The organism is Burkholderia sp. RF4-BP95 (assembly GCF_001521985.1).
In the GTDB taxonomy this organism is placed as follows: Bacteria; Pseudomonadota; Gammaproteobacteria; order Burkholderiales; family Burkholderiaceae; genus Burkholderia; species Burkholderia diffusa.
Map to the genome: position 1 here is coordinate 82,743 of NZ_LOSX01000087.1, position 17,541 is coordinate 100,283.

General features: G+C 67.2%; 19 protein-coding genes. 11 read left to right on the plus strand and 8 right to left on the minus strand.

Annotation, left to right across the window (positions count from 1 at the left end; genetic code table 11):
- Positions 1–62: 62 nt before the first annotated feature.
- Complete coding sequence (locus WS46_RS28870) at positions 63–539, plus strand: GNAT family N-acetyltransferase (RefSeq protein ID WP_059692544.1); 477 nt, start codon at positions 63–65, stop codon at positions 537–539.
- A 31-nt stretch (positions 540–570) separates the two neighbouring features.
- Here the strand turns inward: WS46_RS28870 and WS46_RS28875 are convergent, their stop codons facing one another.
- A complete protein-coding gene (locus WS46_RS28875; protein ID WP_059533662.1) occupies positions 571–1,296 on the minus strand; it encodes a bifunctional 2-polyprenyl-6-hydroxyphenol methylase/3-demethylubiquinol 3-O-methyltransferase UbiG in 726 nt (241 codons plus the stop codon).
- Positions 1,297–1,512: 216 nt separating this feature from the next.
- On the opposite strand from WS46_RS28875, the gene WS46_RS28880 reads away from it, so the two are divergent.
- Positions 1,513–2,526: a hypothetical protein gene (locus tag WS46_RS28880; protein WP_059692724.1), complete on the plus strand. Its 1,014-nt coding sequence runs from the start codon at positions 1,513–1,515 to the stop codon at positions 2,524–2,526.
- A gap of 229 nt (positions 2,527–2,755) precedes the next feature.
- On the plus strand, positions 2,756–3,565 hold the full coding sequence (locus WS46_RS28885; RefSeq protein ID WP_059692545.1) for a TlpA disulfide reductase family protein: 810 nt from the start codon (positions 2,756–2,758) through the stop codon (positions 3,563–3,565).
- A gap of 96 nt (positions 3,566–3,661) precedes the next feature.
- On the opposite strand, the gene WS46_RS28890 is transcribed toward WS46_RS28885, so the two are convergent.
- The gene (locus tag WS46_RS28890) at positions 3,662–4,066 is read right to left on the minus strand and encodes a hypothetical protein (protein ID WP_059692546.1); all 405 of its coding nucleotides are present in this window, start codon (positions 4,064–4,066) and stop codon (positions 3,662–3,664) included.
- Between the two features lie 448 nt (positions 4,067–4,514).
- Between WS46_RS28890 and WS46_RS28895 the strand changes: the two genes are divergently transcribed.
- From WS46_RS28895 to dbpA, 7 genes are all read left to right on the plus strand, one after another.
- A complete protein-coding gene (locus WS46_RS28895) occupies positions 4,515–4,904 on the plus strand; it encodes a fucose-binding lectin II (protein ID WP_059533655.1) in 390 nt (129 codons plus the stop codon).
- A 121-nt stretch (positions 4,905–5,025) separates the two neighbouring features.
- Positions 5,026–5,760 (plus strand): fucose-binding lectin II, encoded by a 735-nt coding sequence (locus tag WS46_RS28900; protein WP_059533653.1) that lies wholly within the window; start codon positions 5,026–5,028, stop codon positions 5,758–5,760.
- A 374-nt stretch (positions 5,761–6,134) separates the two neighbouring features.
- On the plus strand, positions 6,135–7,010 hold the full coding sequence (locus tag WS46_RS28905) for a mechanosensitive ion channel family protein (RefSeq protein WP_059533650.1): 876 nt from the start codon (positions 6,135–6,137) through the stop codon (positions 7,008–7,010).
- Between the two features lie 125 nt (positions 7,011–7,135).
- Complete coding sequence (locus tag WS46_RS28910) at positions 7,136–7,465, plus strand: hypothetical protein (RefSeq protein WP_059692726.1); 330 nt, start codon at positions 7,136–7,138, stop codon at positions 7,463–7,465.
- A 503-nt stretch (positions 7,466–7,968) separates the two neighbouring features.
- The gene (gene mqo / locus WS46_RS28915; protein ID WP_179949197.1) at positions 7,969–9,630 is read left to right on the plus strand and encodes a malate dehydrogenase (quinone); all 1,662 of its coding nucleotides are present in this window, start codon (positions 7,969–7,971) and stop codon (positions 9,628–9,630) included.
- 341 nt (positions 9,631–9,971) lie between these two features.
- Positions 9,972–10,169 carry a hypothetical protein gene (locus tag WS46_RS28920; RefSeq protein WP_059447636.1) on the plus strand — a complete coding sequence of 66 codons (198 nt, stop codon included), beginning with the start codon at positions 9,972–9,974 and terminating at the stop codon, positions 10,167–10,169.
- A 1-nt stretch (position 10,170) separates the two neighbouring features.
- Positions 10,171–11,568, plus strand: coding sequence for an ATP-dependent RNA helicase DbpA (gene dbpA, locus WS46_RS28925; RefSeq protein WP_059533646.1), 1,398 nt, complete (start codon positions 10,171–10,173; stop codon positions 11,566–11,568).
- A gap of 29 nt (positions 11,569–11,597) precedes the next feature.
- On the opposite strand, the gene WS46_RS28930 is transcribed toward dbpA, so the two are convergent.
- A complete protein-coding gene (locus WS46_RS28930; RefSeq protein WP_059692547.1) occupies positions 11,598–12,482 on the minus strand; it encodes a LysR substrate-binding domain-containing protein in 885 nt (294 codons plus the stop codon).
- Positions 12,483–12,603: 121 nt separating this feature from the next.
- Between WS46_RS28930 and hndA the strand changes: the two genes are divergently transcribed.
- Positions 12,604–13,554, plus strand: a complete 951-nt coding sequence (gene hndA / locus WS46_RS28935; protein WP_059692548.1) for a 2-hydroxy-1-naphthoic acid nonoxidative decarboxylase — start codon at positions 12,604–12,606, stop codon at positions 13,552–13,554.
- 80 nt (positions 13,555–13,634) lie between these two features.
- Here hndA and WS46_RS28940 read toward each other — a convergent pair whose 3' ends face one another.
- The 5 genes from WS46_RS28940 to dmpG form a co-directional block, all read right to left on the minus strand.
- On the minus strand, positions 13,635–14,537 hold the full coding sequence (locus WS46_RS28940; RefSeq protein ID WP_059692549.1) for a transporter: 903 nt from the start codon (positions 14,535–14,537) through the stop codon (positions 13,635–13,637).
- Positions 14,538–14,604: 67 nt separating this feature from the next.
- The gene (locus WS46_RS28945; protein ID WP_059692728.1) at positions 14,605–15,426 is read right to left on the minus strand and encodes an alpha/beta fold hydrolase; all 822 of its coding nucleotides are present in this window, start codon (positions 15,424–15,426) and stop codon (positions 14,605–14,607) included.
- Positions 15,427–15,463: 37 nt separating this feature from the next.
- Positions 15,464–15,658, minus strand: coding sequence for a 2-hydroxymuconate tautomerase (locus WS46_RS28950; RefSeq protein WP_257130074.1), 195 nt, complete (start codon positions 15,656–15,658; stop codon positions 15,464–15,466).
- Between the two features lie 24 nt (positions 15,659–15,682).
- Positions 15,683–16,471, minus strand: a complete 789-nt coding sequence (gene dmpH, locus WS46_RS28955) for a 2-oxo-3-hexenedioate decarboxylase (protein WP_059692551.1) — start codon at positions 16,469–16,471, stop codon at positions 15,683–15,685.
- A complete protein-coding gene (dmpG, locus tag WS46_RS28960) occupies positions 16,468–17,514 on the minus strand; it encodes a 4-hydroxy-2-oxovalerate aldolase (RefSeq protein ID WP_059692552.1) in 1,047 nt (348 codons plus the stop codon). The genes dmpH and dmpG overlap by 4 nt, the downstream gene beginning before the upstream one ends.
- Between the last annotated feature and the right edge of the window lie 27 nt (positions 17,515–17,541).

Genomic DNA, 17,541 nt, shown 5'->3' on the forward strand with positions numbered 1-17,541 from the left:
GTTCTCGTTTCCGGCCGCGCCGGCAACGCTTCAATTCATCCATCCTCGAAAGGTTCGCGACCATGAACGCTACCGACACCGGCCTGACCGTACGCCCCGTTCGGGAAGACGATTTCGACAACTGGCTGCCGCTGTGGGAGGGCTACAACCGCTTCTACGGCCGCTTCGGCGACACCGCGCTGCCGCACGAGATCACGCAGCTCACGTGGTCGCGCTTCTTCGACGGCTACGAGCCCGTGCATGCGCGCGTCGCGGAACGCGACGGCCGGCTCGTCGGGCTCGTGCATTTCCTGTATCACCGCAGCACGACGCTGATCGGGCCGACCTGCTATCTGCAGGATCTTTTCACGCTCGAGAGCGAACGCGGCAAGGGCGTGGGCCGCGCGTTGATCGAAGCCGTGTACGACGCCGCGCAGGCGCAACGCGCCGAACGCGTGTACTGGCAGACGCACGAGACGAATCGCACGGCGATGCGGCTCTACGACACCGTCGCGGAAAAAACCGGATTCGTGATCTACCGGAAGGTTTTGCCGCGCTGAGGGGGCCGCACGCGGGGGCGCGGCGGCGGGTTCATGCCAGCGGCCGCGCCTTGATCCACAGGAACAGCGGCACGCGCGACCACTGCTTCAGCGTGTCCGTGTCGGCGCGGTCGGGCGGCGGCTCGCGCAGCGACACGATCGCGAAGCCGGCCGCCTCCAGCGCATCCATGTAGGCCTGCAGCGGCAGCGACCAGCCCGCGAAATGCATCGACAACCCGTCGCGCGTTTCCACGCCTTCGAAATGCTCGCTGCCGAAATACGTGCCTTCGAGCACGAACGGCGCGTCGGGCTGCGGCCCCGCGAAACGGCCGCGATCGCGGAACGGATGCACGAGCGACACGAACAGCAGCCCGCCCGGCTTCAGCACGCGGCGCGCCTCGCGCAATGCGGCCGCCATGTCGTCGAGATCCATCAGCACGTTGTACGCCATCACGACATCGAAGCTTGCCGGATCGAATGGCAGCGATGCCGCATCGGCGAGTGCGTAGCGGTGCGCGGAATCCGCGCGACGGGCGGCGTCGAGCATCGCGGGCACCGCGTCGCTCGCGGTCACGTCGTAGCCGAGCGCCTTCAGCTCGCGGCTCACGCGGCCCTCGCCGCAACCGATTTCCAGTGCGTGGCCGCTGCCGCGGCCGAGGTAAGCCGCCAACCCCTCGCGATACTTCCAGAACGCATCGTGGCCCGGCCTGCCGGCCCAGTCGATCCATTGGTCGGCGACGTGCGTCCAGTGTTCGGTAATGGCTTTCGTGTCGGTCATGTGCGCTCCCGATCGGTGTGCGTCGTGCTGGCCCAGGATGCGCATGGTAAGCCGAAGCGTCGGTGCGCGTGAACGCGTTGCGCGAGTTGGGGCCGCCGCGACCGGTTTCCGTTTCCGGCGGCGGCGTTCTACAGTTACGAGAGACGACATGCGGCGCCAGCCACTTTCACGTTCGGTTCGCGTCCGTCGATACGCACCCGATTCCGAGGAATGTCCATGCCGAGTATCGTCGCCGGTCCCGCCCATCTTCCGCCGAGCCCCGTCGCCGCCGAAACGCGCATGGTGCACGACGTCGCCACGCTGCGGCTGTCGGACTATCGCTCGGCCGACGGTGCAGCGTGGGTCATCGCCACCCTCACGCCGGCCCCGGACAGCGGCGAAAACGTGACCGGCACGACCTACTTCGATACCGCGAAACAGCAAACCGTCGCGGTGCCCGACGCGCGCCGGCGTTATGCGAACCGCGGCACCTGGCAGGTTGTCGCGAGTTCGAGCCCGTCGGTGCCCGCCACCGGCCGCTACGACTGGCTGACGCTCGCGTGGCTGCCGATCAACCAGCGGCCGCTGCCGCAAACGCCCGAGCATCTGTATTCGCCGTTCATTCACGGCGGCACGATCGTTTATCGCTGGAATCCGGCCGCACAAGGCGGCGAGCAGTTCGGCAACGTGCGGATGATCTTTCCGGAGTGGCGCCAGCAGGTGGCGGACGTGCTGCGCGCCGCGTCCAGCGACAACGCGCAAGCGGCGGCCACCGCGTCTGCATCGGCGCTCGATCGCGTGAAGCAGGACGGCAACCCGATGGCCGCCGTGCTCGACTTCGGCGCCGCGCTGCATGAGGAACCGGCCGACCGGATCGCCGCACGCCTGCCGGCATTGCTGCGCGCGAACGACCTGCATGAAGTGTCGGCGATCGTGTTCCAGTGCTTCGCCGCGTCGCGCGAAGCGGACCGGCCGCGCTTCGTCGAAGCGATCAGCGCGTCGATCTTCTCGATCGACGACAGCGCGCGCCTGCTCGCGATCGCCTACGGCGCGTTCGCGGCGGGCAGGGCGAAGCCGCGTCCGTTCAGCGATGCCGCGCAGGCCGCGCGTATCGACGACGTGTTCGCGGCATTGAAGCAGCGGACGTCGGCGCTCGGCGTGCCGGTCGGTCAGGGTTCGCCGTGGTACGAGTTCTTCACCGCGTACCGGCTCGGCGGCGCATCCCCCGGCTCCGGCGGAAACAGGCAGTAATTACCGGTGCTGCGCGATCGTCAGTCGACCTGATGCTTCGAGACGCTTCGACGAAAGCAACGTCATCCTGAATGCTCGTACCCGGCATGCAATCCGCGCGCGCAGGGCGACGCATGTCGCGAGCTCGCAACGGGAACCCGCATGCGTCGCGCAGGGTCGAAACGCCACATGACCGGCAACGGTGTCGCCTTCACCGGTCGATCCACGATCCCCGCACTTTTTTCTTCCCATGTTGAGCATCGGTCCCTTCTCGATCCGCGTCGTCGCGGTAGCCGCCGCCGCGCTGCTGGCGTGGCTCGTCGCCCGCTTCATCCAGCGCCGCCCGCCCGACGGCCAGCACAAGACCGCGTCGAGCCTGATCCTCGACGTGCTGCTGCTCGGGCTGGTCGCCGCGCGCATCGGCTATGTCGCGCAATGGTGGCGCGAATATGCAACGGCGCCACGGTCCATCATCGCGCTCGGCGACGGCGGCTTCGACTGGCGCATCGGCATCGCCGTCGCGTTGGTGTTCGCCGTGTGGCGGCTGCGTCGCCTGCCCGCGCTGCGCCGCCCGGTGGCAGCCGGCATCGTCGCGGGTCTCGCCGCATGGGGTATCGCGCAAGGCACGCTCGCGACGCTGCAGCGCACCGCGCCGCCGTTCGCCGCGATGCGGCTCGAAGCGCTCGATTCGACGCCCGTGCTGCCGCAACGCTTTGCCGGCAAGCCGGTCGTCGTGAACCTGTGGGCAACGTGGTGCGCGCCTTGCCGGCGCGAAATGCCGATCCTCGAACAGGCGCAGCGGGAGCATCCCGGCATCACGGTGCTGATGCTCAACCAGGGAGAAAACGCGCAGGCGGTGCGCGCGTTCCTCGAACAGCAGGGGCTGCGCTTCGACAACGTGCTGCTCGATCCGCCGTTGCGTGCGATGCATGCATACGGGTCGCGCGGGCTGCCGACGACGCTGTTCTTCGATGCGAAGGGCGAACTCGTCGAATCGCACATGGGCGAGATCACCGCCGCGCGGTTGAAGGACGCCGTCGTGCAGCGCTTCGGTCAGTGATCCCGTCGGCCGCCTGCGCGCGGCCATGCTCGATCGTCGATGGCAGCGCACGTTCCCGCTGCCGCTGCTGACGCGCCCCACGACATGCCGCCACGCTTACGGCCTCGACAACACCATCACGCGCCCCGACACGCGCTGAAGCTTCAACCAACCCGTGTCGGCCGTGAATCGAAGCTGCTGCAACGGAAAATCGAACCCCGCCCGCTGCGCGGCGCTGACCACCGCGTCGGCGATCCAGCGGATCAGTTCCTTTCCTTCGTCGGTCGTCTGGTGACCGTTCTGGACGCCGTAGAAATAGCGATTCCCTGCGTTGACTTCGTTTTGCAGCTGCATCCAGTGCCCCGGGAGGCCCGGCAGGGTTCTGAACAGATCGGCCACGCGCTGCGTCGTCAGGCCACGCGCCCAAAACGCGCCATTCACCGCCGGCCGCGCCAGGTTGTGACGGTCTGCCTCCTGAGCCTGCCCCTTTATCTCGCCTTTCAGACTATCGGGTTTCGTCATCGCACTGTCCTCGTGAGGGCCCGGCAAGGGTCGATTGAATAAAAGCCGCCGAATATCAAGCGCGCGCCGTGCACGATAACTCCAATCTCGAAATTAATCGCCTGTCAGGTGTATCAGGCGAGCGCATCGCAACATTGAAGGAATAAATCTGCGCGTTCCGACGGGCGCCGAAGCCCGATCCTCCCGCTGTTCCCGCCCGCGCACCCGTTCATTATTCAAAAAAGCGTGACGCGCAGCGAAATCATTTCGCGGAAACCTATATCCATATTCAATTAAAAACTCATCATTAAATCGGACTGTTTCGATCTCCGATTTTCTGGACAATTTCCATTCCCGGTCGAATATTTTTTTATTTATTTTTCGCCATGCTTGGCCGCGTCGCGTTTTAAACGGCAAACGTTTGCGCGACGCACAAAACGCCTTATCCACCGACCTTCAGGAGGCAAGCATGGCCGACTCTCAAACGTCCTCGAATCGCGCCGGCGAGTTTTCGATTCCGCCGAACACCGACTTCCGCGCGATTTTCTTCGCGAACGCCGCCGAGCAGCAGCACATCAAGCTGTTCATCGGCGACAGCAAGGAGCCCGCCGCCTATCACAAGCTGACCACGCGCGACGGCCCGCGCGAAGCCACGCTGAATTCCGGCAACGGCAAACTCCGCTTCGAAGTGACGGTGAACGGCAAGACGTCGGCCACCGATGCCCGCCTCGCGCCGATCACCGGCAAGAAATCGGACGGCTCGCCGTTCACGGTCAACTTCGGAATCGTCGTGTCGGAAGACGGTCACGACAGCGACTACAACGACGGCATCGTCGTGCTGCAATGGCCGATCGGCTGACGGCCGAACGCTGACGAAGAATCGCGGCGCGGCATGTCCGGCGCGCCGCGCCACGCACGACACGGCGACATCCGCTCGCCGGCCGCATCACGCAAAGACAAACCATCAAGACGAGGACGACATGACACAACCCTTTACCCACGACGACCTGTATGCGCTTCTCCAGCTCGCCGGCAACGACGCAACCGCCGTACAGGCGAACGGCGACCAGGCGGTGCTCGACCGGATGCGTCAGTTCATGACCGCGCAGCTCGTGGAAAAACTGCCGCAATACGACGTGTTCGTCGACATCGCGACCATCCCGTACAGCTTCGACGTCGGCAGCTGGCAGAACAAGGTGAAGGCCGATGCGGCGGGCCAGGTGATCGCGTGCACGGTGACGTGGGCCGGCGCGCCCGGTGTCCTGCCCGGCGCGGCGGCGAAGTTCGGTGTCGGCGCGGTGGTCAATTACTTCTCGAAGGCGACGCCGCAACCCGCGCAGCCGGAACCGACGACGGCCGGCGGCGGCGAGCGCGACGGCATCTTCAACCTGCCGCCGAACATCGCGTTCGGCGTGACGGCGCTGGTCAATTCGTCCGCACAGCAGACGATCGAAGTCTATGTCGACGACAACCCGAAACCGGCCGCGACGTTCCAGGGCGCCGGCACGCAGGATGCGAACCTGAACACGCAGATCGTGAACTCGGGCAAGGGGAAGGTGCGCGTGGTCGTGACGGCGAACGGCAAGCCGTCGAAGATCGGCTCGCGCCAGGTCGACATCTTCAAGAAAACCTACTTCGGGCTGGTCGGCTCGGAAGACGGCACGGACGGCGACTACAACGACGGCATCGCGATCCTGAACTGGCCGCTGGGCTAAGCCGCTCGATCCTGTCGATGTTCGCCACGCCTTCCGGCGTGGCGATCCGCATCGACGCCGCCCGCCGGCGCGGGGCGGCGCGGCCGCATGCGCCACGTGCGGCCGGCGTCGCGAACCGCGCGTCCGCGCGCGGCGAGCGGTCGAGGTCGAGGTCCCGGCACGGGCATCCGACGAGCCCGTTTCCGCGGAAAACCACACCGCCGCGACGCGCTGGACGCGAAACCGGAATTCGCGTGCCGTCACCCATGCGTTCGCGCGAAAACCCGCATGGCGTGTACAGTCGAGGGCTGCCGACGCGCGAGCGCATGCCTGTCCGACATTGACGGTCGCCGGCATCCGTCGCGCGCCTTCCGCCCTCAACCCGGAATCCCGTCATGTTTCTCGATCATCTTCATCCGGAACGCTGGACGTTCCTGTGGAACGCGCTGTCCACGCTCTCGCTCAGGCTCTGCGCCGCCCTCGCGCTGCTCGTCGCGGGCTGGTGGCTGTCGAAACGCATCGGCAACTGGCTGAACCGGCTGCTCGCGAACAAGGAGCGCGTCGACGACACGCTGCGGCCGATCCTCTGCGACGTCGCCGTGTGGGGCATCCGCATCGTCGCGATCGTCGGCGCGCTGTCGCAGCTCGGCATCGAAACCGCGAGCGTCGTCGCGGTGCTCGGCGCGGCCGGCCTCGCGATCGGGCTCGCACTGCAGGGCACGATGCAGAACATCGCGGCCGGCATCATGCTGTTGCTGCTGCGGCCATTCAAGGTGGGCGACTTCATCGACGGCGGCTCGAACGTCGCCGGGACGGTGGAAGAAGTCGGGCTCTTCATGACGCGGCTGACGAAGCCGGACGGCATCTGCGAATACGTGCCGAACAGCGCGCTGTGGGGCAGCGCGATCCGCAACTACACGCGCAATCCGACGCGGCGTCTCGATCTGGAAGTGGAAGTGTCCGTGCACGACGACATCGATCGTGCACTCGACGCACTGCGCGCGCTGGCGGAAGCCGATCCCGACGTCCTCCAGGATCCCGCACCGGACGTGATGGTGATGCGTTTCGACGACAGCACGGCGATCGCGAACGTGCGCGTGTGGACGCACCCCGACACGTTCTGGGCGATGCGCTGGCGCCTCGCGCGCCAGGTGCGCAAGACGCTTGCCGATGCGGACTGCGCACTGCCGATCCGCACGCGCGAGCTGCACATCGTGCACGACGCCGAACAGCAGCGCCGGGCCGACACGCGCCGCGTGCAGGCGTCGTGACGCGCATCGCGCCGCGCGAGGTCACGTTCTCGTCGCGCGTGCCGGTGCCGGATGCGTGATCGAATCGTTCAAGCGCCCGTCCGCGGGCATCCACCGTCGAACCTCATCCCATGGAGCGCTACCGTATGAAGCATTGCATTTCTTCCGCGTCGCTTGCCGCCATGATCGCCTGCGCGCTTGCATTGGGCGCGTGCGCGACTCAGCCGGCTTCCCCTCTCCCACCCGATGTCGCCTGGCAGGACACGCGGGCCTCGCAGGCCGCGCAAACCGCCCAGGCCGCGCCGCCGATCGTCGGCGGCGATCGCGATGCGCATGGCTGCATCGGCTCGGCCGGCTACGCATGGTGCGAACGCACGCAGCAATGCGAGCGTCCGTGGGAACTCGCGAAGGCGCAAGGCTTCGCGAATTCGGCGCAGGCGTACGAACAGTTTTGCCGGAGCGCTTCGTCGAAGTGATGCCGTGACCGGAACCGGATCGCGGTGCAACGCCGCGGTCCGGATGAAGTATCGATATCGCGCGCGCCGCGACCGTTCCGACCCCGCCGTTCCTCCCGTTCCGCGCACCGTCGTTCCGGAAACCCGGACACGCAAAAAACCCCACGAAAACAAGGATATTCCGCGCCTGCGACACGGCAATCGAGTTCGGTTATATTACGCGCCCCTTGCCATCCCGCCCCCGCGAAACGCATTGCGCGCGGCCTCTTTCGACGCGGCCTGAAGCGCCGTCCGGCGAGGCCTCCGGCACGGGCCCGCGCGCGCCCGGCACGACCGCGAAGCATGCGATTGCGTGACGTCATGAAGTCGATCCGAAGGTGTCCTTCGCAACGGCTTCGCGTGCGCAAATGCAACGGCGAACGCGGCCGTTCCGGAATTCCGGATTCGCGATCCGGATCTCCGGATGCGCGGGCCGAACGCGAATCCGCATCGGCCGGGCGGCATGGCAAACCGATGCATCCAAGTTGAAAAAGGGATCTGCTGTGATCAAAACGTTACGGGTAATACTGTCGGCGCTCGCGCTGTGCGTCGCGGCGTCGTCCGCGCATGCCGCCGATACGAAGAAGGTCGACGTCCTGCTGGTGGGCGGCGGCATCATGAGCTCGACGCTCGGCGTGTGGCTGCACGAGCTTCAGCCCGACTGGTCGATGACGATGGTCGAACGCCTCGACGGCGTCGCGCTGGAAAGCTCGAACGGCTGGAACAACGCGGGCACCGGCCACTCGGCGCTCGCGGAACTGAACTACACGCCGGAGAAGGCGGACGGCAGGATCGACATCTCGAAGGCGATCGAGATCAACGAGTCGTTCCAGATCTCGCGCCAGTTCTGGGCCTGGCAAGTCAGGCAGGGCGTGCTGAAGAATCCGCACTCGTTCATCAACTCGACGCCGCACATGAGCTTCGTGTGGGGCGACGACAACGTCCGCTTCCTGAAGAAGCGCTACGACGCGCTGCAGGCGAGCCCGCTGTTCCGCGGGATGCAGTATTCGGAAGACCACGACCAGATCAAGCAGTGGGTGCCGCTGATGATGGAAGGCCGCGACCGCAACCAGAAGGTCGCGGCGACGTGGACGCCGATCGGCACCGACGTGAACTTCGGCGAGATCACGCGCCAGTTCGTCGGCTACCTGAAGACGCAGCCGAACTTCACGCTGTCGCTGTCGAGCGAAGTGCGCGAGATCTCGCGCAACGCGGACGGCACGTGGCACGTGTCGTGGGTGAAGCTGCATTCGGATGAACCGCCGCAGGCCGTCGACGCGAAATTCGTGTTCATCGGCGCGGGCGGCGGTGCGCTGCACCTGCTGCAGGCGTCGGGCATCCCCGAGGCGAAGGACTACGGCGCGTTCCCGGTCGGCGGCTCGTTCCTCGTGACCGACAACCCCGAGGTCGTGAAGCGCCACCTCGCGAAGGCGTACGGCAAGGCGTCGGTCGGCTCGCCGCCGATGTCGGTGCCGCACCTCGACACGCGCATCATCGACGGCAAGAAGATCATCCTGTTCGGGCCGTTCGCGACGTTCTCGACCAAGTTCCTGAAGAACGGCTCGTACTTCGACCTCGCGAAAAGCACCAACCTGCACAACGTCGCGCCGATGATGCGCGTGGGCGTCGACGAATTCCCGCTCGTCCAGTACCTCGCCGGCCAGCTGATGCTGTCCGACGACGACCGCTTCAACGCGCTGAAGGAATATTTCCCGGACGCGAAGAAGGAAGACTGGCGCCTGTGGCAGGCCGGCCAGCGCGTGCAGATCATCAAGCGCGACCCGAAGAAGGGCGGCGTGCTGAAGCTCGGCACCGAGATCGTCAGCTCGCAGGACGGCAGCATCGCGGGCCTGCTCGGCGCATCGCCGGGCGCGTCGACGGCCGCGCCGATCATGCTGAACCTGATGCAGAAGGTGTTCAAGGACAAGGTCGCGACGCCCGAATGGCAGCAGAAGCTCCGCCAGATCGTGCCGAGCTACGGCACGAAGCTGAACGACAGCCCGGCGAAGGTCGTCGAGGAATGGACCTACACGAGCGACGTGCTGCAGCTCTCGCCGCCGCCGAAGATCGACCTGACGGCGCCGTCGCAGGCGACGGGCACCGCCCCGGCGCGCCCCGCGAAGGCATCGGCGGACATGGCGCTGTAACGCGTCCGGCCCCGTTTCGCCGCATCGCACGGCCGCCCTTCGGGGCGGCCGTTTTTCATGGCGGATGCGGGCGGCACCGCTCGCACCCGTCGGCGGCGCCCTCCCCGGCCGCGCCTCGACGCTCGCCCGCTGCCGGTCCGCGCACCGTGTCGCCCACTGCCGGCCCCCCGCATCCGCTAGAATTGCGGGCACGCGCGACGCCGTCGCCACCCGATCCACCATCCGCATCGACGCGGTCCACGCGACCGCCGGTGCGGCCCGCGCCCGAGCCGCGCGAGCGCCGCACGCCGTTGCCGCGCCCGCCGGGTGCGCCATCAACCGAATTCAGCTGGAGAAAGACCGTGTTTACCTGCCGAAACCAGAGCTGCGGCACGCAGTGGGAGACATCCGACGTCGTCATCAAGGACGAAGGCCAGGGGCTGCTGTTCCGCTGCCCGCTGTGCGGCGCGCGCAACTATCTCGAACGCTTCGAGGACGATGAAGGTAACGTCCTCTACGAACAGATGGAAGGCCGCCCTTACCTCGGAGACCTCTCCTGACATGACCCAATCGACCGCCACGCCGTTCAGCGCACTGCCGCTGACGCCCGCCACGCTCGCGAACCTCACGCAGCTCGGCTATGTCGACATGACGCCGATCCAGGCCGCGAGCCTGCCGATCGCGCTGGCCGGCCAGGACCTGATCGCGCAGGCGAAGACGGGCAGCGGCAAGACTGCCGCGTTCTCGCTCGCGCTGCTGGCGCGCCTCGACGCGCGCCGCTTCGACGTGCAGGCGATGATCCTGTGCCCGACGCGCGAGCTCGCCGACCAGGTCGCGCAGGAAGTGCGCCGCCTCGCGCGCGCCGAGGAAAACGTGAAGGTGCTGACGCTGTGCGGCGGCACGCCGATGCGGCCGCAGGCGCAGAGCCTCGAGCACGGCGCGCATATCGTCGTGGGCACGCCGGGCCGCATCATGGATCACCTCGACCGCGGCAACCTGAAGCTCGACGCGCTGAACACGCTCGTGCTCGACGAAGCCGACCGGATGCTCGACATGGGCTTCTTCGACGACATCGCGAAGGTCGCGCGGATGTGCCCGACGACGCGCCAGACGCTGCTGTTCTCGGCGACCTATCCCGACGGCATCGCGAAGCTGAGCCAGCAGTTCCTGCGTAATCCGAAGGAAGTTAAGCTCGAAGAGCGCCACGACGACAGCAAGATCCGCCAGCGTTTCTACGAAGTGACGGAAACCGAGCGACTGCACGCGGTCGGCCAGTTGCTGAACCACTACCGGCCGGTGAGCACGATCGCGTTCTGCAACACCAAGCAGCAATGCCGCGACCTGCTCGACGTGCTGCACGCGCAGGGCTTCCACGCGCTCGCGCTGCACGGCGAGCTCGAACAGCGCGAACGCGACCAGGTGCTGATCCAGTTCGCGAACCGCAGCTGTTCGGTGCTGGTCGCGACCGACGTCGCCGCGCGCGGGCTCGACATCGCGCAGCTGGAGGCGGTGATCAACGTCGACGTGACGCCCGACCCCGAAGTGCACGTGCACCGCATCGGCCGCACCGGCCGCGCGGACCAGGAAGGCTGGGCGCTGAGCCTCGCCAGCATGGACGAGATGGGCCGCGTCGGCGCGATCGAGCAGGCGCAGAAGCGCGACGTCGAATGGCATCCGCTCGCGGAACTGAAGCCGGCCGGCAACGACACGCTGCTGCCGCCGATGGAAACGCTGCAGATTCTCGGCGGCCGCAAGGACAAGATCCGTCCGGGCGACGTGCTCGGCGCGCTGACCGGCGACGCGGGGTTCGACGGCAAGCAGATCGGCAAGATCAACGTGACCGAGTTCTCGACCTACGTCGCGATCGAGCGCGGCGTCGCGCGCGACGCGCTGCGCAAGCTCAATGCGGGGAAGATCAAGGGCAAGCGGGTCAAGGTCCGGTTGATGGACGAGGAATGACGCGGTGATGCCGGCGCGGGCCGCGGCGCTTACGCGGCGCGCCCGCCCAGCATCGCCAGATACTGCTGTACCGCTCCCCATTCCCCGCCGGTCCGGCTCAGCGCGACGAGTTCGGAGCCCGGCACGTCGCCCGCGAGTTTCCGGTACACGATGTTCGGCGCCGCGATCCGGCTGAGCGGCGCCGGCACCAGCGCCACGCCGAGGCCGGCCCCCGTCAACGCCAGCACGGACAGCGTGCTGCTCACCTTGTGCGCGATGCGCGGCGCCCGGCCAAGCACCCGCCGCAGAATCGCCAACTGCCCTTCGTCGTCGCCGTCGGCCGCATAGAAAATGAACGGCTCGTCCACCAGCGCCGCGACGCTCACCGAGCGCCGCTTCGCGAGCGCATGCCGGTCGCTCATCATCACGTCCCACGCCCAGCTGCCGACCGTCCGCACGGCCAGTTTCGGATCGAACGCCGCGCCGAAGGCCGGGCAATAGCCGATGTCGAGCCGGCCCGCCAGGATCGCCTCCTGCTGCGCGGCCGGCGCCATTTCGTGCAGGTCGAGTGTCACCTCCGGCCATGCCGCGTGAAACGCGATCAGATCGTCGGACAGCCGCCCCGTCGCGACCGCATTGCCGACGAAGCCGATCCGCACCACGCCCGTCTCACCGCGTGCGGCACGCTGCACCACCGTCTTCGCGCGCTCGGCCTGCTCGAGCGTATGCCGCGCTTCGGTGACGAGCAACCGGCCCGCGTCGGTCAGCAGCACCTTGCGGGTGGTGCGCTCGAACAGCGTGGCGCCCAGCTCCTCCTCGAGCGCGCGGATCTGCGCGCTCAACGCAGGCTGCACGATATGCAGCCGTTCCGCCGCCCGGCCGAAATGCCCTTCTTCGGCAACCGCGAGAAAGTAGCGCAAATGGCGAAGGTCCATGACGTCGATTGATCACTCATAACAATTAATCTCGAAATTTAATCTATTGGAATGAAAAATCAACCGCGCGCATCCTGATCGACATCCGCTGCATCGCAGCGCACGTCCAGGGAGCCCGATCATGTCCGACCGCAACCGCATCGATGTTCACCAGCATGTCGTCCCGCCGTTCTGGGCCGACGCCCTGCCCGCCCACGGCGGCGACCCGTCCGGCTGGGGCAGCCCCACGTGGAGCCCCGAAGCCGCGCTCGCGTTCATGGATTCGCTGGAGATCCGCACAGGCGTGCTGTCGCTGACGGCGCCCGGCGTGCAGGGCTGGAACGGCCAGGCGAAACGCGACATGGCGCGTCAGGTCAACGAATACGTGGCCGGCCTCGTCGCGAAATGGCCGACCCGCTTCGGCAACTTCGCGACGCTGCCGCTGCCCGACGTCGACGGCGCGCTCGCCGAAATCGACCACGCATTCGACACGCTGAACGCCGACGGCGTCGTGCTGCTCAGCAACTACGGCGGCGTCTATCTCGGCGATGCGGCATTCGAAGCCGTCTGGGCCGCGCTCGATCGCCGTCGCGCGGTGGTGTTCATTCATCCGGCCAAGCCCGCGATCGACGTCCTGGCCGGCATGCCCGGCCCGCTGCTCGACTATCCGTTCGATACGACGCGCACCGCGCTGCAGGTCGTGCTCAACGGCGTGGTCGCGCGCAACCCGAACGTGCGCATTATCCTGTCGCACGCCGGCGGCTTCCTGCCGTACACGGCATACCGCTTTGCCGAACTCGCGCCGGGCGTGCGCGACGACGTGCCGTATCGCGACGGGCTGCTCGACCTGCTGCGCACGTTCTACTTCGACACCGCGCTGTCGTCGCCGTCCGCGCTGCCGAGCCTCACGGCGTTCGCGAGGCCCGGTCACATCCTCTACGGTAGCGATTTCCCGTATGCGCCGCCGTCCGTCAGCACGTCGTTCGCCGCGGCGCAGGACGCGTATGCCGCGCTGGACGCCGACGGCCACGCCGCGATCAACCGTGCGAACGCGCTGCCGTTGTTCCCGCGCCTCGCCGCGCTCGCGCGGTAACGCACGACGACGTGCAGCGTGACGCCCCGCAATGGCGGCGTCACGCGCTCGCTCGGCCCGCGGCCATCCGCGCCGCGCCGTCAGAACGGAATGACGGCCTTCGCCCACACGGCCTCGCCGGCCGGCCGGTTGCGCACGAAGAACTCCTTCACGACGCGCGCCTCCACGCTGATCTTGCCGAACTGGTAACGGAAGCCGGGCCCGATCGCGAACGTCTGCCCGCGAAAGCCGTCGCCCGCGACCGGCTGCCCGTTCTGCCTGTCGTCGGTGGTCTGCTTGACGAAGTACCCCGACAGCCCGACACGCGCCTGCGGCGTGACCGCATAGCTCGCCGAGTAATCGATGTGGAACAGGTTCCCCGAGTGGTAATGGGTGTCGTTGTTCGGCGAGTTGAAGCTGTAGGTCATCTTCGCGGACACCTCGATCCTGTCGTTCGGCAACCACGACACGCCGAACACCGGCCGCGCGGTGTAATAGTTCTTCCCGGTGTTCAGCGCCGCGTGCGCATCGTACTGTCCGGTCGGAAACACGAACTCGATCGCCGCGACGGTGCGCAGTGCGCCCGATCCCCATGCGATCAGCGCGGGGCTGACGATCAGGTCGCCGAGATTGGTGCGGTCGAACGACGCGCCGCCCGCATCCAGCGCCAGGTGCTCCATCGGCAGTACCGCATACGCGCCGTAGCGCCCGCCGAGCACCGACAGGTTCGACATCCAGACGACGCGCGGAATCAGCACGTCGGCATTGAGCTTGAAACCCGGCACCGAGCCGTTGCCATGCGAATCGTTGAAGCGCGACGCATGGTAATGCGTGTAGTACAACAGTCCGTACAGCCCGGCCGGCGGCAGCGCGCCGGCGAAGAACGCCTCCGCGCCCTCGCCGATCGTGTCGCTGCCGCCTTCCGTCGCCGATGCGCCGGTGCTCAGCACCATGCCCGCGCACGCGGCGAGCGAGACCAATCCGAATGCAGCCTTTCGTTTCATCGATGTCTCCAATATTCGTTCTACTGAATTGATTTTTTATGGTCGTCCTGCGCGCCGCCTTCGCTGGCTACTCGTTGAAGTGCTCGATCACGAGCCGGTTGAAGCGTGCCGCATGCTCGATCTGCGTCCAGTGTCCGCAGCGGCCGAACACGTGCAGTTGCGCGTTCGGCAGCAGTTCCAGCAGCCTCATCGAACTGTCGAGCGGAATCACGCGATCCTCGCGGCCATGGACGATCAGCGTGTCGTGCGGCAGCGCACGCAGTTTCGCCTCGTCGCTCGCGAGCGCATCGACCCAGCGCTGGCGCGGCGCCGGAAACATGTTTGCGAACGCCTCCTGGTAGCCGGGCCGCACGCTCGCGTCGTAGCGCAGCTTCGCGAGCTCGTCGTTCACCAGCGCGCGATCGAATGCGAAGATGTCCAGCAGGCCGCGCATGTTCGCGATCGACGGCGTATAGCCCCACACGGCATCGAGCCCCTCGGTCAGCGTGAAGCGCGTGCCCGCCGCGCCCATCAGCACGAGGCGGCCGACCCGGTCGGGCGCACGGATCGCCAGCGCAAGCGCGAGCGCGCCGCCGAACGAATTGCCGATCACGTGTGCGCGCTCGACGCCAAGCGCATCGAGCAGGCCGAGCGCGTGGTCGACCCAGTGGTCCATCGAATACACGTAATCGCGCGGCCGCTCGGTTTCGCCGAATCCGGCCATGTCCGGCGCGATCACGCGAAACTGCTCGGCGAGCGCGGGCATCGTGAGCCGCCAGTTCGCGTAGGCCGTGACGCCCGGCCCCGAGCCATGGATCAGCAGCACGGGCGGCCCGTCGCCGAGGTCGTGATAGTTGGTGTCGAGGCCGCTCGCGACGATCCGACGGCCCAGTTCGGGATTGGTTGACATGACGCTCCTCCAGTCGATTTCGATGGCGCGCGGCGCGTCAGCGGCCACGCTTTTTCGCGCTCTGCCCGCCGATCCCGAAGTGCGCCTTCGGCATCTCGGTGATGATCACGCGCACCGATTCGAGCGGTGCGTCGAGCGAGCGATGGATGGCTTCGGTGACTTCGGCGATCAGGCGTTCCTTCTTGTCGTCGTCGCGGCCTTCCAGGATGTACAGATGCGCTATCGGCACGATGGCCTCCCTTTGCGTTCGAAACGTTCAGATGAATCGCAGGCCCACCGACCCGATGTCCTGCACGCGCAGCGTCACGTTGTCGCCGGCCGCGACGGCCACCGCCTCCGTGATGCCGCCCGACAGGATCAAGCTGCCCGCCGGAATCGATTCGCCGCGCGCGCCGAGGTGGTTCGCGAGCATCGCGATCGCGGCGGCCGGGTGCCCGAGCACGGCCGCGCCGGCGCCGAACGCGACCGGCAAGCCGTTCTTCTCGAGCACGATGCCGAGCGTGCGCAGGTCGACGCCGTCCACGGCCAGCGGTCGTCCGCCCGCGACGAAGCGCGCGGCCGACGTGTTGTCGGCCACCACGCTCTTCAGGTCGAACTTGAAGTCGCGGTAGCGACTGTCGATCACCTCGATCCCGGCGACGACGAAGTCCGTCGCGGCAAGCACCGCGCCGACATGACAGCCCGGCCCCTTCAGCTCGGCCTTCGTCACGAATGCGATCTCGGGCTCCACCTTCGGATGAATCAGCGCGGACGTATCGCACTCGCCGCCGTCGGGCAGGTCGTGGACGTCGGTCAGGAATCCGAACACGGGCGTGTCCACGCCCATCTGCCGCATCTTCGCGTGCGACGTCAGGCCGGCCTTGTAGCCGACGATCCGCGCGCCGCGCGCAAGCTGCAGGCGGCGGATCGCATCCTGCACCGCGTATGCGTCGTCCCAGTCCATCTCCGGATGACGGTCGGTGATCTTCGGCGTGTCGCGCGCCTCGCGCATGCAGTCGTCGAGATGCGCGGCCAGCGACTCGATCGTGTCGGTCGTCAGATTCATGCGGCCTCCCGCTTCGTTTGTGCCGCGCGCGCCTTCGCGAGCGTCAGCGCGGTGTCCTCGATCATGTCCTCCTGCCCGCCAACCATGCCGCGCCGGCCGAGCTCGACGAGGATGTCGCGCGCCGGAATCCCGTATTTCTCGCCCGCGCGCTTCGCGAACAGCAGGAACGAGCCGTACACGCCCGCATAGCCGAGCGTCAGCGCGTCGCGGTCGATGCGGATCGGGAAATCCATCATCGGCACGACGAGATCCTCGGCGACGTCCTGTATCTTCCACACGTCGACGCCGGTCTCGATGCCCATCCGCTCGCAGACGGCGACGAACACTTCGAGCGGCGTATTGCCCGCGCCGGCGCCGAGCCCGGCCGCCGCGCCGTCGATCCGGTTCGCCCCGGCCTCGATCGCGGCGATCGAGTTCGCGACGCCCATCGCGAGGTTATGGTGACCGTGGAAGCCCAGTTCCGTCTCGGGCTTCAGCGCGTCGCGCACCGCGGCGAGGCGCGCCTTCACGTCGTCGGGCAGCATGTAGCCGGCCGAATCGGTGATGTAGATGCAGTTCGCGCCGTACGACTCCATCAGCTTCGCCTGCGTCACCAGCCCGTCGGGGCTGTTCATGTGGCTCATCATCAGGAAGCCGACGGTATCCATGTCGAGCTTGCGCGCCATCGCGATGTGCTGTTCGGACACGTCCGCCTCGGTGCAGTGCGTCGCGACGCGGATCGTATGCACGCCGAGCGCGTGCGCTTCCTTCAGGTGGTCGACGGTGCCGATGCCCGGCAGCAGCAGCGCCGACACCTTCGCGCGCTTCAGCAGCGGGATCACCGCGCCGAGGTATTCCGCGTCGGTATGCGCGGGAAAGCCGTAGTTGACCGACGAGCCGCCGAGGCCATCGCCGTGCGTGACCTCGATCAGCGGCACGCCGGCCGCGTCGAGCCCGCTCGCGATCGAGCGCATCTGGTCGAGCGTCATCTGGTGACGCTTCGGGTGCATGCCGTCACGCAGCGTCATGTCGTGGACGGTGATTCGTTTGCCTTTGAGATTCATTTCCGTTCCTTGTCGTCCGGTCGTGGA

Bases quoted from the DNA above. Each gene is read 5' to 3' on its own strand.
- WS46_RS28880 (WP_059692724.1), top strand. From the start codon at position 1,513: ATGCCGAGTATCGTCGCCGGTCCCGCCCATCTTCCGCCGAGCCCCGTC.
- WS46_RS28900 (WP_059533653.1), top strand. From the start codon at position 5,026: ATGACACAACCCTTTACCCACGACGACCTGTATGCGCTTCTCCAGCTC.
- dmpH (WP_059692551.1), bottom strand. From the start codon at position 16,471: ATGAATCTGACGACCGACACGATCGAGTCGCTGGCCGCGCATCTCGAC.
- WS46_RS28945 (WP_059692728.1), bottom strand. From the start codon at position 15,426: ATGTCAACCAATCCCGAACTGGGCCGTCGGATCGTCGCGAGCGGCCTC.
- hndA (WP_059692548.1), top strand. From the start codon at position 12,604: ATGTCCGACCGCAACCGCATCGATGTTCACCAGCATGTCGTCCCGCCG.
- WS46_RS28885 (WP_059692545.1), top strand. From the start codon at position 2,756: ATGTTGAGCATCGGTCCCTTCTCGATCCGCGTCGTCGCGGTAGCCGCC.
- WS46_RS28930 (WP_059692547.1), bottom strand. From the start codon at position 12,482: ATGGACCTTCGCCATTTGCGCTACTTTCTCGCGGTTGCCGAAGAAGGG.
- WS46_RS28875 (WP_059533662.1), bottom strand. From the start codon at position 1,296: ATGACCGACACGAAAGCCATTACCGAACACTGGACGCACGTCGCCGAC.
- dbpA (WP_059533646.1), top strand. From the start codon at position 10,171: ATGACCCAATCGACCGCCACGCCGTTCAGCGCACTGCCGCTGACGCCC.
- WS46_RS28895 (WP_059533655.1), top strand. From the start codon at position 4,515: ATGGCCGACTCTCAAACGTCCTCGAATCGCGCCGGCGAGTTTTCGATT.
- dmpG (WP_059692552.1), bottom strand. From the start codon at position 17,514: ATGAATCTCAAAGGCAAACGAATCACCGTCCACGACATGACGCTGCGT.
- WS46_RS28905 (WP_059533650.1), top strand. From the start codon at position 6,135: ATGTTTCTCGATCATCTTCATCCGGAACGCTGGACGTTCCTGTGGAAC.
- WS46_RS28890 (WP_059692546.1), bottom strand. From the start codon at position 4,066: ATGACGAAACCCGATAGTCTGAAAGGCGAGATAAAGGGGCAGGCTCAG.
- WS46_RS28910 (WP_059692726.1), top strand. From the start codon at position 7,136: ATGAAGCATTGCATTTCTTCCGCGTCGCTTGCCGCCATGATCGCCTGC.
- WS46_RS28940 (WP_059692549.1), bottom strand. From the start codon at position 14,537: ATGAAACGAAAGGCTGCATTCGGATTGGTCTCGCTCGCCGCGTGCGCG.
- WS46_RS28870 (WP_059692544.1), top strand. From the start codon at position 63: ATGAACGCTACCGACACCGGCCTGACCGTACGCCCCGTTCGGGAAGAC.